14 protein-coding genes are annotated in these 13,072 nt (G+C 63.7%); 4 read left to right on the top strand and 10 right to left on the bottom strand.

Annotated features, from left to right (window positions below; genetic code table 11):
• Positions 1 to 17: 17 nt before the first annotated feature.
• The 5 genes from GGR13_RS16870 to mobC all read right to left on the bottom strand — a co-directional run bounded on the left by GGR13_RS16870 (position 18) and on the right by mobC (position 5,289).
• Positions 18 to 980 (bottom strand): HNH endonuclease, encoded by a 963-nt coding sequence (locus GGR13_RS16870; protein WP_183214002.1) that lies wholly within the window; start codon positions 978 to 980, stop codon positions 18 to 20.
• Complete coding sequence (locus GGR13_RS13180) at positions 977 to 2,797, bottom strand: ParB N-terminal domain-containing protein (RefSeq protein ID WP_183214001.1); 1,821 nt, start codon at positions 2,795 to 2,797, stop codon at positions 977 to 979. The genes GGR13_RS16870 and GGR13_RS13180 overlap by 4 nt, the downstream gene beginning before the upstream one ends.
• Positions 2,798 to 3,094: 297 nt before the next feature.
• Positions 3,095 to 3,532 carry a hypothetical protein gene (locus GGR13_RS13175; protein WP_183214000.1) on the bottom strand — a complete coding sequence of 146 codons (438 nt, stop codon included), beginning with the start codon at positions 3,530 to 3,532 and terminating at the stop codon, positions 3,095 to 3,097.
• Between the two features lie 219 nt (positions 3,533 to 3,751).
• Positions 3,752 to 4,771, bottom strand: coding sequence for a relaxase/mobilization nuclease domain-containing protein (locus GGR13_RS13170; RefSeq protein WP_183213999.1), 1,020 nt, complete (start codon positions 4,769 to 4,771; stop codon positions 3,752 to 3,754).
• Positions 4,771 to 5,289: a plasmid mobilization relaxosome protein MobC gene (gene mobC / locus GGR13_RS13165; RefSeq protein WP_183213998.1), complete on the bottom strand. Its 519-nt coding sequence runs from the start codon at positions 5,287 to 5,289 to the stop codon at positions 4,771 to 4,773. The genes GGR13_RS13170 and mobC overlap by 1 nt, the downstream gene beginning before the upstream one ends.
• Before the next feature lie 293 nt (positions 5,290 to 5,582).
• Here mobC and GGR13_RS13160 point away from each other — a divergent pair, with 293 nt between their 5' ends.
• The 3 genes from GGR13_RS13160 to GGR13_RS16665 are packed head-to-tail and all read left to right on the top strand — an operon-like array spanning position 5,583 to position 8,051.
• The gene (locus GGR13_RS13160; protein ID WP_183213997.1) at positions 5,583 to 6,404 is read left to right on the top strand and encodes an integrase; all 822 of its coding nucleotides are present in this window, start codon (positions 5,583 to 5,585) and stop codon (positions 6,402 to 6,404) included.
• Between the two features lies 1 nt (position 6,405).
• Complete coding sequence (locus GGR13_RS16670; protein WP_246347841.1) at positions 6,406 to 7,371, top strand: hypothetical protein; 966 nt, start codon at positions 6,406 to 6,408, stop codon at positions 7,369 to 7,371.
• Complete coding sequence (locus GGR13_RS16665) at positions 7,317 to 8,051, top strand: hypothetical protein (RefSeq protein WP_246347840.1); 735 nt, start codon at positions 7,317 to 7,319, stop codon at positions 8,049 to 8,051. Before GGR13_RS16670 ends, GGR13_RS16665 begins: the two co-directional genes overlap by 55 nt.
• A 37-nt stretch (positions 8,052 to 8,088) precedes the next feature.
• Here GGR13_RS16665 and GGR13_RS13150 read toward each other — a convergent pair whose 3' ends face one another.
• From GGR13_RS13150 to GGR13_RS13135, 5 genes are all read right to left on the bottom strand, one after another.
• Positions 8,089 to 8,979 (bottom strand): ArdC family protein, encoded by an 891-nt coding sequence (locus GGR13_RS13150; protein WP_183213996.1) that lies wholly within the window; start codon positions 8,977 to 8,979, stop codon positions 8,089 to 8,091.
• A 72-nt stretch (positions 8,980 to 9,051) separates the two neighbouring features.
• On the bottom strand, positions 9,052 to 9,345 hold the full coding sequence (locus GGR13_RS13145) for a DUF736 domain-containing protein (protein WP_183213995.1): 294 nt from the start codon (positions 9,343 to 9,345) through the stop codon (positions 9,052 to 9,054).
• A 329-nt stretch (positions 9,346 to 9,674) separates the two neighbouring features.
• Positions 9,675 to 9,797, bottom strand: coding sequence for a hypothetical protein (locus GGR13_RS16780; RefSeq protein ID WP_281380594.1), 123 nt, complete (start codon positions 9,795 to 9,797; stop codon positions 9,675 to 9,677).
• A 118-nt stretch (positions 9,798 to 9,915) separates the two neighbouring features.
• Entirely contained in the window at positions 9,916 to 10,965 is a 1,050-nt protein-coding gene (locus tag GGR13_RS13140) for a hypothetical protein (protein WP_183213994.1), read from the bottom strand.
• Between the two features lie 12 nt (positions 10,966 to 10,977).
• Positions 10,978 to 11,898, bottom strand: coding sequence for a HEPN domain-containing protein (locus GGR13_RS13135; protein WP_183213993.1), 921 nt, complete (start codon positions 11,896 to 11,898; stop codon positions 10,978 to 10,980).
• 114 nt (positions 11,899 to 12,012) lie between these two features.
• Here GGR13_RS13135 and GGR13_RS13130 point away from each other — a divergent pair, with 114 nt between their 5' ends.
• Positions 12,013 to 12,948 (top strand): hypothetical protein, encoded by a 936-nt coding sequence (locus GGR13_RS13130; RefSeq protein ID WP_183213992.1) that lies wholly within the window; start codon positions 12,013 to 12,015, stop codon positions 12,946 to 12,948.
• Positions 12,949 to 13,072 lie beyond the last annotated feature (124 nt).

Genomic DNA, 13,072 nt, shown 5'->3' with positions numbered 1-13,072 from the left:
GCGGCGTTAGCGTCCGGTTAAGTCCACATCGCTTTTACGAGCGCGCTGTTTCTGAAGCGCTCCGTGGCAATTGGATCGTGCCGGGGACAGACTGCACGAAGGTTTGTCGGGTTCGGCGATCCGCTGAAGTCCTTCAGGGTGATCCGAAGCTCGCTGTTCGAGATCGTGGCGTTACAGCCATCTGCCTGGCAATGGCGCTGGATTGCGATGATCCTTACTACCCAGAAGGGCTCAGGAAGCTCGTATTGGAGCTCACCCGCCAGAACGAGTGGAGCACCGCCGGACGGGTTCCTTGACGTGAAGGCCGCATCATAGATCGACGTCTTGGAGGACTTGGCGCGATTGCACCATCCGCAGGCCAAGCGCAGATTGTCGCCAGCTTGGCCGCCGGACGTAACCGGCATGACATGCTCGACCTCGATGCTAACTTCGTGCGGCTTGCGTCCGCGTGGGCGCAGCACGTCGAGGGTCGGCGGAAGCACCACGGGACTCGCCGGCTGGCCGAGAAACTTCTGGATAGCCTCTTGGCTGAAGGCGAAGCCGCATAGATAGCATCGCGGCGGGCTTTGGCTTTGAATCATCCTGACGCGGTCGGAACGGGACGCGTTGCGTCGACCCGCTGCCCGTCGCCGTTCGATCTCGCTGAACAGATGATCCGTGATCGCCCGTGTCAGTTTGGTCCGATCTGTGTCTAGGTCGTCTTTGTAGACGGACTTCACGCGCGCCAAAACGTGGTCGTAGACATCGGTCCAAGTCTTGGTCAGATCCGAGACATAGGCACCGGGCGAAGCTAAGCCCTCGAGGAACCAGCGCAACCAAAGCACAGATGAGTCGCCGCGCAGCAGGCCGTCATGAAGACCGAGGACGTCGCTCGGAACGCCCACCGCGCCAAAGGCGCCGATTCGATCGCGATCCCAGATAAACCCTGGATCATTGTGCGGCGCGTCACTGACGAACTTCAGCGTCGTAGACGCGCTCACCTAACGCCCTTTCCCAAAGCACGGTACTCTTCCACCCGAGGGACTTGAATGGGCGACTGACGGTACGTCGACCAAAGTTCCGCCCAGGTCCGCCGCGTGCCCACCGCGTCCTTCTTGACCCCTCCCAGCTTCCAATCTCGGGCGAAGTATTTCGAATCAACAAGCTTGAGCCACTGGGCGACGTGTCGATTGACGTCGTCCACGGTATCCAGCGTAGCCTGCAGAGTCACGAGATAGGCGAAGAAGTCCGTTTGCAGGATTGTCAGACTGGGCTTGTTGAACAGGTTCGAGGTCCGGGGATTACCCCAGTAGTTCCCGGAGTCTGGGTCCTCAACATTAGCGATACGATCTCTGACGGCGATCCAGAACGCGACGAACATGGGCTGCCACGGTCCCGCCGGATCGCGCCAGTAAGCCAGTTCGTCCTTGAACCCGTTGCCGCTCCAGTCGTCGATGACCTGGCTCTGCGGGAGGAAGAGTTTCGCCCAAGTGGCCGCATGGTCCGGTTTAGACTGGTGATAGAAGATCCCACCCTTGAGCAGCCTGAACATCTCGGCGAGGCTCCCGACGACGCTCCAAGGCAGTTTGCTGGCATTGTCGGGATCGAAGCCACGTGCGACGAGCCCGAAGAACGGGCTGGCGGTGTTCCGGGTAAGCGCGGCGACGACCTGCGAGCCCTCAACCGGAATGCTAGCCTTTTCCAGACGCCTTCTAATGCTGTCGAGTTCCTGGTCATTGAGGCTGGTCGAAACGATCGTGCCAAGAAGCGCCTTCGGCACCGGCGTGGCCCGCTGGTTCACCACGACGAACTGGAAAACGTGCTCTGCAGGTGAATGATTGAGCGTGACTGACATTGGGAGCCGTCGCGACGCCTCGACCTTCTGAAGCGCCAGCACCTCCGCGAGCGGGACGCCCTCGCCCAGCCGCGCCGCGGCCTCGTCATTGAATCCAACTTCGCGGTTGATGCGGCGAAGCGCGGCCTCCACCGCGCCCGCCAGCCGATGTTGACCATCCACCAGGATTATCGGCCGCAGGTAAGAAATCAGGACTTCGCGAGTGAAGCCGAGCAGCGCGTCGGTCGGGCAGTTCGCGCCAAGATTTTCGGCAAGCTTCTCGCGTGCCCTCAGCTGATCCCAAAACTCGGTGATGTGTGTCTGTTCGAGCGCATCCTCCACGGCTGTCGCGAGATCGCCACCAAGGATGGAGCCCTCCCCCAAGTCCGAAGTTTCGTCTTCGCCCTCCTCGTCGAACTGCGCGTCCGCATCTTCATCCGGATCCTGCCCGTCGAACGAGTTGTCTTCGTCGAGCGACGCGGCGTTCGCATTCGTTTGCCACTGAGTTTCGAGAACGAGTTTGCTGCTGCGCGCTAGGCCCTCGAGGGACTGGTAAAGGTCGACGGGGAACGGTCGATCAAGAAGTTTGAGCTCCCGGGCTTCCAGCGCTTGGCGGACTTCACCGAAAAGCGTCTTGAGGGATTTCTCTTCCTCGTTCGACGTCTTGATGGAGATGTGCCCGAGGTTGGGGGTCTCTGCGCTCGTCGGGGTGAACTCCACCTCAATCCCGCGCTCGGCCCGAATGGCGCCGAGAAGAGGGTTTTGAATTATGTTGTCCGGATTCGAGAAGAACTGGGCTAGGGCCTCGCGCCGTGTGTCGGAAACCGTTCGCTGAAACCCGACGGTCTCGTCATCGCCCAGCATGAGACGTTGTGGCACGCCGATCCATTGTTCAACGTCTGTCGCAGGCGCCGAGAACAACACGACGGGTTTGGAGTCCGGCCCGTCCTGAACCAGGACGGCTTCGTAGGTCTTCTCGATCACTCAAAATCTCCCGGCTTGTCGCAACCTCTCCCAATTCGATGAGGCCGCCAAGGTTGTGTCGAAGCTTATGTGTGTTCTGAGCCGAGATATCTCGCTCAAACGGACAGTCCCAAAACGCGTTGAGGGGATAGGTGGTCGCGACCCAGCATGACCTGTTCTGACTCAATGCGGCGGTTCGAAAGATCCGCTCTAGGCGCTAGGTGCCGCCAGCCACGATAGAACTAGTTCTGACTCTTTCTGGCCGCCTGGACTGTTTTAACGTTGATTCAGATCGGTCGTCTGTCGGAAAAAACGAGGTCAGAAATGGCCGCGGCGCAGGCGGTGGCCGGCCGGCAGCCATGGCGTCTCGACCACCATCATGCTCTGGTAGTCTAGGGCTGAGAACGCCACGCCGGCGGCCTTGAGGACCGCCGCCAGATCAGCGGCGGAGGCGCTCCAGCGCAGGACACGCAGCTGACTTACGGGCTTATGGATCCCGTAGACGCCTGCGGACAGGTATCCGAGCGAGCGGAGCAGAATGTCAAAGTACTGGTAGGAGAAATGCGCATCATTCAATCGTCGGTCGAAGGAGACGGCCATATAGCGTTCCCGTCGGCCTCGCTTCGAGACGATTGCTCTCAAGGCCGACCGGTTCTCTATGAGAGCTTCGAGCTCGTCCAGAAAGTCTCGCTTGGTCTGATGGCTGAAACGCGAGCGCAGGTGGTCAAATGCATCGTGGAACTCGTCATCGGTCATGGAATCGAATCGGCCCACGGGTGATCTGTCGTCTACTATTCCGCGCGATGGACTTCGTTGCCAGCGCAAGTGATGCGCCTAGGGCCGCTCTGTGCAGAACCTAGCGCCGCCTGCCGCTCTGACAACGACTTGAAATCGGAGCTTTCGCGTGCTTGTCGACGCTCGGAATGGCCATGATCGCTATCGCGCGTCCATGGCCCGGAAACGCCTGACTTTCGTTTAGCGTGGGCGCGATTTTTGGCCGGTGCGTCTTTCGTGGTCCTGCGGTTGCCGACGAAGGTCGATCTTTGCCGAAATCTCCTCCCCGCGAGTCCGAACCGGCGGCATGTCCTTCACGAACGCCGCGAGCGCCGCGCCCAACTCACGATCCTCCTCCCGATCTGAACGGGACAACGCAAGTGCTTGGGCTGTGAAATAGCGGTGGACATCCGCCTGTCGCGCTCGACCCGCCTCGATCCACGGGGTCTGTCTGGCCTTGTCGAGCGCCTCCCTCACGGCCGCCACGTCGACGTTGGGCGGTTCGCCTTGGCCCTGGCTGAAGCGAGACCGAATTCTCCGGAGAACGCCCAGCTCCGCCTTGCGCACGATGCCTCGCGTCCGCCTCGGCGTCGCCTCAGCCTCCACCCCGCGATCCCGCAGAGCGGCCGCAAAGCTCTGCCGCCACTGCTCGAGATCGGCCTTGCGCGGGTTGAGCTTGCGTCCGTCGTCGCCAAGGGTCTGAACCGTCAGATGGACATGGGGATGCCGCTCATCGGTGTGGAAGGCGAAGACATAGGGATGGCTGTCGCCGAACATCTGGCTGGCGAAGGCCCGCGACGCATCGTGCATGCGGAACGGGTCCGTGCCAGGTGGCATGCTGAGCACAATGGACAGGCTGACCGCGCTGTCCTTGCGACGACGTGGATCCGCCGCGACCTCCGCCATCCAATCTCCAACGAGCCTACCGACATCGGCTCGGGACTGAATCCGCTCGCCGTCCGGCCCCTCGAGCGGAAGTTTTCCGTTCCGCCCGATATAGGCGAGATGGTTTTGGAGGTGACCGCCGTCGCGGGTCCGCCCAGTGATTTTGACCATCACCTCCGGCACGCGTCGGGCGATCCGATCGAGCCGCGCGCGGGGGGTCATGTCGGGGCGGGACTGTGCGATCTGCCCTGGCGGATCGGTCAGGCGCGCGCGCCTTTGTTGGACGGGCGGACGCACCGCTTCCTCGAACCCACGAACCTGGACGAAGTCCGCCATCAGCGGTCCGACCAATAGTGGAGGTTGCCCTTGAAGGCGTCGTGGACCCCGCCGAGATGAGCGCGGATCTCGACTGCGAAATCGCCGAGTTGGGCGACTTCCAGATCGAGCACCTTGCCCTCGAGAACGGCGGTGTTCAGCGCCCTGGCGATCTGGTTCACGTTGACACCGATGCGTCGCAACTCGCGCTGGATGCCTATGAAGGCGATGGCTTCGGACGGCGATAGCTGCGGCCGCTCATGAAGCCGCCGTCGGATCAAGGCGACCGTCCATTGGGTCCGGGACAGGCCCGTGCGAGCCGCCTCGAGCTCCAGCAGCGCCATGTCGTCGGGGGCCAGACGGAGAGACAATTTCGAATCGAGCCGGGTCACGGACGGGGCGGCGAGCTCTGGAAGGGCGGCCTGTGCGGCGCGCTCAATGAGTCGACGCAGGAAACGCGACCGACCGCCCCGCTCGGCCGCTGCGGCGTCGAAGCGTCGGATCAGATCGGTCGGGAGGCGTACGGTGAGGCGGTCCATGAGCGAGGTGATGTGTCTGACAATGCCGGCGCAAAGCCTATCCTGCCCTAGACCGTCACCCCCTTCGCCCCGTAGACCTTCGGTGCTGACCGCCCTCCCCTCGGCGACCGAAGCCGGCCGCTCGCCCGCCGCCCTGAAGGGCGCCCCAGCCAGGGCGGCGCGTCGTCGACTGACGATGCATTGTGAAGATCGAACGATCGCCTCCAGTCTCGTGACGCGCGCTGGTCAGCCGCCGCTTGGCCACGGCTAAATGGTGGCACTGTGGATTGACGACAGCGCCAGAACGGGAGGTCTTGATGGCCGACGATTTTAGCCTCGAGAGGTCCGCCCGTCTCGCTGCGGTCTATGCCGACTACCGTTCCGCGCTGGACGCTTCAGATGTCGAAAAGCGCTTCATGCCCTATCGCTGGTGGACGCTGCCCAACCCTATCAGCGGCATGTGGATGGTCTACTCCAGCATGCTTGATGACTACGCCACGGATCTGGCGAACATCATCAATGACCTTACCCACCACGTGAGCCGATTGCGCGCCTGGGCCGCGGTCGTCGAGCCCATGGGCGACGACGCCAAGATGGAGGTCGCGCACGAGTTCATCGGCATCCTCGGCATCGCGGCGTTGTCCGCGCCCTACGCGATCAAATCCAGGTTTGCGGTTGCGGCCGCCAACCTGTCCCACCAAGCGAACATGTCCAAGGACCTGAGGAACTGGAAAGACGAGTTTCCGACGAAGAACCTATATTTCAACGATGTCGAACCGTTCGGCAAAGGCTGGAGGACCTACCGGCGGTTCAAGCTCAAGGTCGAACCGATCGCAGGCAGCCGGTTCAAGGTCCAGACGCACGACTTCCGCAACGCCTACAATCATCGCTTTTCGCCCCGCCTCCTCCTGGGACTGAGCAATACGGTCACGCGGCGCACCGACGCCGAAACCGGCAGGGTCGAGTACGGGATCGGCGGCACGCCTGCCCTCGATCTGAACAAGGTCGCGGACCTGCTCGATGTGGAGTGCAGCCATTGCTACGCTGCGTTCGAAGCCTTTCAGGCTCTAATTACCGAGCAGACAAAGGCCATCACGGCGTTCGAGACGACGCAGGCGCGAGGGGCGGAGAATTGACATGCTGAACCAGACCTATTTCGAGATGGCCGATGTCCCGGCCAGCGCGAGTCGGACCTGGATCCCCTTGCGTGAGAACAGCGACGTCGATCTCGACACGCCGGCGGATCTGATCTCCGCGAGCGTTTTTACGGGCGTGGCCACGCTGGCTGTCTATGCAGGTCAAAGCGAGAATGCCGGCCGTCTGGATTGGAGCGATCTCAACCTGCAGCCGCACAGGGCTCACGTCTGGACCGACGGCTATCATCCAGCCGACATCTACCTGGACAACCGGTTCGAGGAGCCGCTCGGGATTAACTTGGTCATCGACCAGGACCTGGAGGGCGCGGCCGACGGGGTCTGGCACCTTCATTCGGACGTGGTGCTGGCTCTCCGTCTGTCCCGAGACGGAGACACCTGGTTCCGGCCGGAAGAAGGATGGGTCGAGGTCATCCGCCTGATCAGAGAGGATGACCGTCCGGTTCGCCTTGAAATCCGGGCCGAGTTTCTGGCCGACTACCTCGCAGCCCGTAGCATGACACTCTACCTCTCCAGCTACCATGAGCGGATCGTGGTGACGCCGTCGGCCCCGACCTTCTCCTGGCCTGAAGAAGGCTTCGCTCTGGAGAAGGGCCGCGACACGCACGAAGGCCGGATCGCGACTCAGCGCAACCTAGGTGTGCCCGGCGAGGGGTTCCGGATCGCAGGCGCCCTCTGGCGGACCGAATGGTTCGAGCCCGGAGACTTCAGCCCGCGCGTCCGCGGCGATCCTGACCCAATCCCATCGCTTTCGCGTCCGGCCCGCGAGGCGACCGCGTGCCGCCTGACCGGCTGCAGCGAGGTATCGACTGGCTGTATTTCGAGCCGAGTCTGGCCAGCCATCTGCTGCGCCACCGCGGCAGCAGGCTGCGCTGGGCCAGCGCCGAGACGGGCGTGCTCGGCGCTGCCGAGGCCCCGCTGCATTTCGGCATCAACGCCAAGGGGCTGATCAATGTCTTCGCCAAGGACGTCGGTCGCCTCCAGACTTGGGAGCGACGCATCTGGGCCGCCCACAGCGTCGCCGTCGATGGCCCCGTCTCGGCGGAACTCTTCCAAGTGCAAATGATGGTGGACCCCGCCGACACCATCGCCCCCGAACACGCCCTGCCCGCCGTCATACGGTCCCTCGACGATACGTTCCGGGAAGCCTTCGGGCCGCCTCTCCTGCGACCACATGCATCGGTCGAAACCCTCCTGACGCGATCGCATCGGTTCCGGGCTGCCGAACCGGACGGCCTCCTGGCGCTGGCCAAGGATCTCACGCGGATGTTCATCGAGCGGGTGGACGTGACCGCCGTTCGCAATGCCGCCGTCTCACGGGGCCAGGTTCTGGGCGATGTCAAAGCTCTGAAAGCGCTCGAAGGCCTCGCCGCGGGCCGTGTCGGCGAACCGCAGGCTAGAGCGCTTATGGGTCCGCTGTTCGGCCTCTACGACCTTCGTCTGGCCGACGCGCACCTCGGCTCAGACGTGAGTTCGGCGCTGGAGCGTCTTTCCATCGAGGCGGCGACGCCCGCGACGGTCCAGGGCCGCGTCATGCTCGAGAGCGTCGTTGGGGCGATCGACGCCCTGACGAAGGCCCTGACCGCGCCGCCGGACGTAAACACCCAGGGCGAGACGGCGCTCTCCTAAGGCATGCCGCTCAACGACGCCATGCTGACCGAGGCCCTCAGGGCGGAGGCTGTAGGGCCTGCAGCCAGGCGACCGCTCTCTGGGCGTGGGCCGCGGCCGAAACGATGAACCGCTTGTCGTCGCGAAGCACCTTGAGCCACGACCCCATATAGGCCGCGTGGTCCTCCCGAGGTTCAAGCGCCAACCCAAGGTCGGCGCAAAGGAAGGCCGCGCCCAGTTCGGCGACGAGTTCCTCGCGCGCATAGCCAGCATCCCCGAAGCGTTGGCGGCCGAAGTCCCGATCAAGACGGGTCGGGTGCCGGGTCCAGTGGGTCATCTCGTGACCGAGAGTGCTGTAGTAGGCGTCCGCCGTCTCGAAGCATTCGAACGGCGGCATCTGCACATGGTCCGAACCCGGCGCGTAGTAGGCGCTGCCTCCGCCGTGGCGAACCTCGGCGCCGCAGTGCTCGAAGAAGGCGTCGATGCGGGCGATCCGCTCATCCGGATTGATCCCGACCGTCTCGGGCTCGTCGTAGCGATCGGGCAGGCCTTCGATCTGGTCGACGTTGAAAACCGTGTAGGCCTTCAGGAAGGGGATGCGCTGCTGGACATCCGCTCCCGTGTCGTCGGTCTCGTCGCGGACGATCTGGTTGGCGTAGACGACCGTTGCTCCGCGCTCACCCTTGCGGACGTGGGCGCCGAGGGCCAGCGCCTGGCGGAAGGTCAACCAGGTCGACCGTGTGTATCCGCGGTCGGCCGCCTCGCCCCAGAGCAGGACGACATTGATGCCATTGTAGGGCGTGCCGTCATGGCGCAGCGGGCGGCTGACGGAGGTCTTGGTCTTCCAGGGTTGGGTCCAGGGCCGAACCCCGGCCTCAAGCTGACTGACGATCTGTTGGGTGATCCGGGCGTGGATGTCCGGGCGTGCGGGAGCGGCGGGACGCTTCATGGCGGCCTCCTCGAAACGGATTGTGGGAAGAAGGAGCGGCGGCGCGATCTCCGCGCCGCCGCGGCTCTTGGGTCAGCGGGACCAGATCAGGCTGTGTCCGCCCTCAACCTCCACCAGGGATGCGTAGATCGGCGCCGGGAAGCTGGGATCGTCGAGCTTGACCGAGAGGTAGTCGCGGTTCTGCTGGCTCGTCTTCTTCCAGGCGGCGCCGAACTCCGTCTGGCCGGCGAACATCCGGAAGTCGGGGGCCTTGTCGTCGCTCTTCTCGTTGGGCCGCAGGACCGCCGCCTTGACGTTGAGGGTGAGGGTCTTGATCGAACCGGTGTAGCCGTCGCCTTGAGTGGTGAAGGTGCCGATGGTGGCCATGTCAGTCTCTCCTTTGCTTCGGGCCACGCCTGCCGCGGCCTCGATGGCGATCGGCAGACCGAAGTTCGAGCGGCGCGCAGGGAGAGCGAAGCGAGCCCCCACAGCGAAGCGAAGGACCGCGATGAGAGACTTTCTTGTTTCGCGAGGAAGGCCGTCAGGCCGGGGATGAAAGTCGCGAAAGCGGTTGCGCCAGCCGACCGGGCTTCGGTCAGATCCGCCTCATCGAGAGGCCGCGCCGGCTGGCGCGAAAAGGATGCGAGACGGTGGCCGCCGCCTCCAACACCGCCGGCGGCACACGACCGGTCGCTCACCCCCTCGGTCGTTCAGGCTCAGGCCGTGATCGGGAAGAAAGTCTCGACGTCGAGGCGCTGTGTGGGCAGAGCCGACCCTGCATAAGACTCGGGACGCTGAAGATCGAGCCAGGCCGTGCCCGCCTGGGGCCGCAGAAGCATGATCCGGCGGCCGTGGCAGGGGGCGATATCCGCTCCCGCTCCGTGGTCGGCATGGCGCAGGCGCCATCCTCGATCAGGTCACCCAGACGAGCCGCCGGCGGGACAGTCGAAACGCCTTTCAGGATTCCTCAGGCGAGGTCGAGGTGGTCATCTGAAGGGTCAGAAGGCGGCGCAGCAGGGTCGATGCCTCATCACGCGCGCGGTGGAGGTCCGCCAGATCGCCGCGATGGTAGATGCCCTGTCTGAGGCGATTGACCTGCTTGAAGGTCCGCGCGTCGGCCTCCAGATCGTCTGAGCCCCAGCCGAAACAGGTCAGCAGAAAGTTGTCGGTGATGCTGGGTCGGTAGTCTTCCGCCGTCCGCCGCTCGAGAACCTTGGCGATCAGAGGATGGATTATGCCCGGCGCTCCGCGTTCGATCCTTGCAAGGTTGGCCTGGAAGGCGCCGTTGATGACCCGTTCGATGGCCGCCCACGCGGCCAGGAAGCCGGGCAGCGGGCTCACCGTGTGATCAAAGGCGGAATGAAGGAGACCCAGGTCGGACAGCGTTTCAGCCGCGAGCACGCCTCGGAAACGATCGCGATCGACCGTGTCTTCGCGTCCCGCGGCCCAGGCGCTGGCCGTCGGCGGCGTGATTGTCACGACGCTCACAGGCCGGTCGTCCGTCGGAATGCGCACAAGGGTGGTGCGATCGAACAGGCCGAACTCGGGGGATTGGTTAGCGGGGATGCTCAGCGAAAGTGCGGTGAGCACCCGGGTCTCTTCGGAAACCAGATCGGCCACTTCGGCCTCGGTCGCCCCGATCGGGAAGCCCAGGCCGACCGCGTCGCGCCAGCCCAGCGTCATTTCGACATGGCTGCAGGCACGCTCAAGACGGATACAGACGGCGCCGCCCGAACGACGCCGCGCCCTCAATCGTTCAACCGCGCCGTCGGCGCTCCAGGCTGGCGGAGGCGGACCGCCGAGAATCGATCCGATGGGCGGCCGATGCGCCGCTGGCGGCAGCCCCTCCGCGATCGCGCGTTCCGGAGACGAGGTGACGAGGACCGACCCGCCGTCGAAGGTTTCACGCCAATCCTCGGCGGGGATGATCCCGCGATGCACGTAAACAGCGTAGCGAATGATCGTGGCCGCGCCGCTGTACCGGGGAAGCTCTGTCTGACCGGACATCTCGTCTAAGCGCTATGGCTGATCATCGGCGCCGTCAGCTTCGTCCCGCAGCTGGCCAAGGCGTTCCTGACAGACCGTCACGGTCAGCCCCCGCAGCACATCAACCCGTTCGGTCAGCCAAGCCAGTTCCTCGGCGCTGATCTTGTAGTGTTCGGAGTAGCGCGCCTTCACATAGGCCTCGCGCAGGAGCTCGAAACAGCGGCGTTCGAACTTGGTCTCGCCAGGCCAGGCCTCCGCGAGACGGGGGTCGATGGCCTCGGCCTTCTTGCGAAGGAAAGCGAGGTTGTGGGCCTTGCTGCTGTAGAGCGTCGCGACCAGCAGAACGCAGTGGTACAGGTGCTCTGCAGCTTGATGCAGTAGAAACGCGGCCCAGTTTTGGTTGCCCGCTTCGATGTAGAACTTAGCCCCCGACTGTGCCCCGGCCGCCGTCGTCATCCACTTCGTATAGTGCCGCTCGGCCTCCTCCAGCGCCACGACCGCCTTGAAGTCCGTAGGCTTGTGCAGCTTGGCGCCCGGCGTGTCATGGAGCAGCACGCCCTCACGCACGATGTCGGCGAAGAAGTAGCGACCGCGATCCAGTTGCTCGTTCACGTCGTCGAGCGAATGGACGATGAGGCTGACGGGCGTGCGGATGTCAGGCCCGATGGGCATGGTCCGGTTTTCGGCCTCGTACCAGAATTCGCCGTCGGTCAGGTCCTCATGATCGACGACGATCAAAAGGTCGAAATCCGAGAAGTAGCGCCCGACCGGGTCATGCACCCAGTCGCCGCGCGCATAGCTTCCGTAGAGGATGACCTTGAGGATCTTGCCGTCCTTGAGCCGCGCGGCGCGGCGGGTCGAGATCGCCTCCTCGAACGCGGCGCGCACGGTCTCGACCACCTGACGGAGTTCGGCCTGTTTGCGCGGTGGCAGATGATCGAGGTTTTTCTTCATGTCCGGATTCTCGCCGAAGCTGAAAGGGACAGCAAGCGAACAATCGTCCGCGGCGCGATGGGCGGAGCTTACGCGAGCCGTGACGGCTTGGGCCCATAGCGCTAGACCGAGGCGATGACCTTCTACCTTCGCCAACCCTCGCCGGACACCATGGAAGAGCTGTGGGAGATCGACGCCCATCGCGCGATCAACCGAACAATCTCAAACGCAGAACAGTCCGGATTTGGCTACTTCCAGGCCGATCCGGGTGAAGATGTCTGGACGGCGATCCGCAGGAACACGCCCTGGTTCGAGCCGGACGGCGCCAATCCCTTCCATGAAACCTGTCTGCCGCCGGGCGAATACCACCCTCGCATTGCGCGCCCTCTGATGCGCGCCCGGCCGGACATGGGACTGTGGAACCGATCTGGAGAACTGAACCCGGCCCTCACGGCCGATGCTCGAACCCAGGCCCGAACCTTACTTCGCCAACTGGAGCGCATTTGTCAGACGGTTCAGCCGAAAGGCGCCAACCTTGACGCCTACGGCCATGACATCCGCAATCTTCTGATCCTCGCCTGTACAGAGGTCGAGGCTCAATGGCGCGGCATTCTCGTCGCCAATGGGGCAACGAAAAGCCGTCTGACGACCGCAGACTATGTCGTGCTCGCCGACATTCTGAAGCTGCGCGATTACGAAGTGCGGTTTCCGACCTATCCAGACCTCGAACCTGTCAGCCCGTTCGAGGCATGGGGACTCACCGGCTCCCCGAGCCGGGAATTACCCTGGTACGAGGCGTACAATGCGGTCAAGCATGACCGGGAGGCGGCCTTCTCACAGGCCACATTGAAGAACGTGATATCCGCGCTGAGCGCCGGCGCCGTCATGCTGTATGCCCAGTTCGGCCGCACCGGACTGGGCCACCAGTCCGATCTCAGCGCCTTCTTCCATTTCGTACAGAAGCCAAGTTGGAGCTTGAGCGAAGTCTATATTTGGCCAGTGACGGACGGCGAAAATGGACGGTCCGAGTGGACCCCCGTTTCCCATCAAAGGCTCAAAGCGATCCGCTAGCCGCCGTCTTACAGTGACCCGCTTCTGGCTGCTCTGCCGCGTGGCGCTGATGAGTTGAAGCGACTGCTCAGCAAAAAGCCGCGCGCCCCAAAAGGGCGCGCGGCAAGTTTTCCCGGTTTCAGCG

This window comes from Brevundimonas variabilis (genome assembly GCF_014199945.1).
GTDB lineage: Bacteria > Pseudomonadota > Alphaproteobacteria > Caulobacterales > Caulobacteraceae > Brevundimonas > Brevundimonas variabilis.
The sequence above is the reverse complement of the archived record's forward strand: the minus strand, read 5'-3'. Positions and strand labels throughout refer to the sequence as shown.

Coding starts and splice junctions, on each gene's coding strand:
- GGR13_RS13175 (WP_183214000.1), bottom strand. CDS start 3,532: ATGACCGATGACGAGTTCCACGATGCATTTGACCACCTGCGCTCGCGT.
- GGR13_RS13170 (WP_183213999.1), bottom strand. CDS start 4,771: ATGGCGGACTTCGTCCAGGTTCGTGGGTTCGAGGAAGCGGTGCGTCCG.
- mobC (WP_183213998.1), bottom strand. CDS start 5,289: ATGGACCGCCTCACCGTACGCCTCCCGACCGATCTGATCCGACGCTTC.
- GGR13_RS16670 (WP_246347841.1), top strand. CDS start 6,406: ATGCTGAACCAGACCTATTTCGAGATGGCCGATGTCCCGGCCAGCGCG.
- GGR13_RS13150 (WP_183213996.1), bottom strand. CDS start 8,979: ATGAAGCGTCCCGCCGCTCCCGCACGCCCGGACATCCACGCCCGGATC.
- GGR13_RS13145 (WP_183213995.1), bottom strand. CDS start 9,345: ATGGCCACCATCGGCACCTTCACCACTCAAGGCGACGGCTACACCGGT.
- GGR13_RS16780 (WP_281380594.1), bottom strand. CDS start 9,797: ATGCTTCTGCGGCCCCAGGCGGGCACGGCCTGGCTCGATCTTCAGCGT.
- GGR13_RS13140 (WP_183213994.1), bottom strand. CDS start 10,965: ATGTCCGGTCAGACAGAGCTTCCCCGGTACAGCGGCGCGGCCACGATC.
- GGR13_RS13135 (WP_183213993.1), bottom strand. CDS start 11,898: ATGAAGAAAAACCTCGATCATCTGCCACCGCGCAAACAGGCCGAACTC.
- GGR13_RS13130 (WP_183213992.1), top strand. CDS start 12,013: ATGACCTTCTACCTTCGCCAACCCTCGCCGGACACCATGGAAGAGCTG.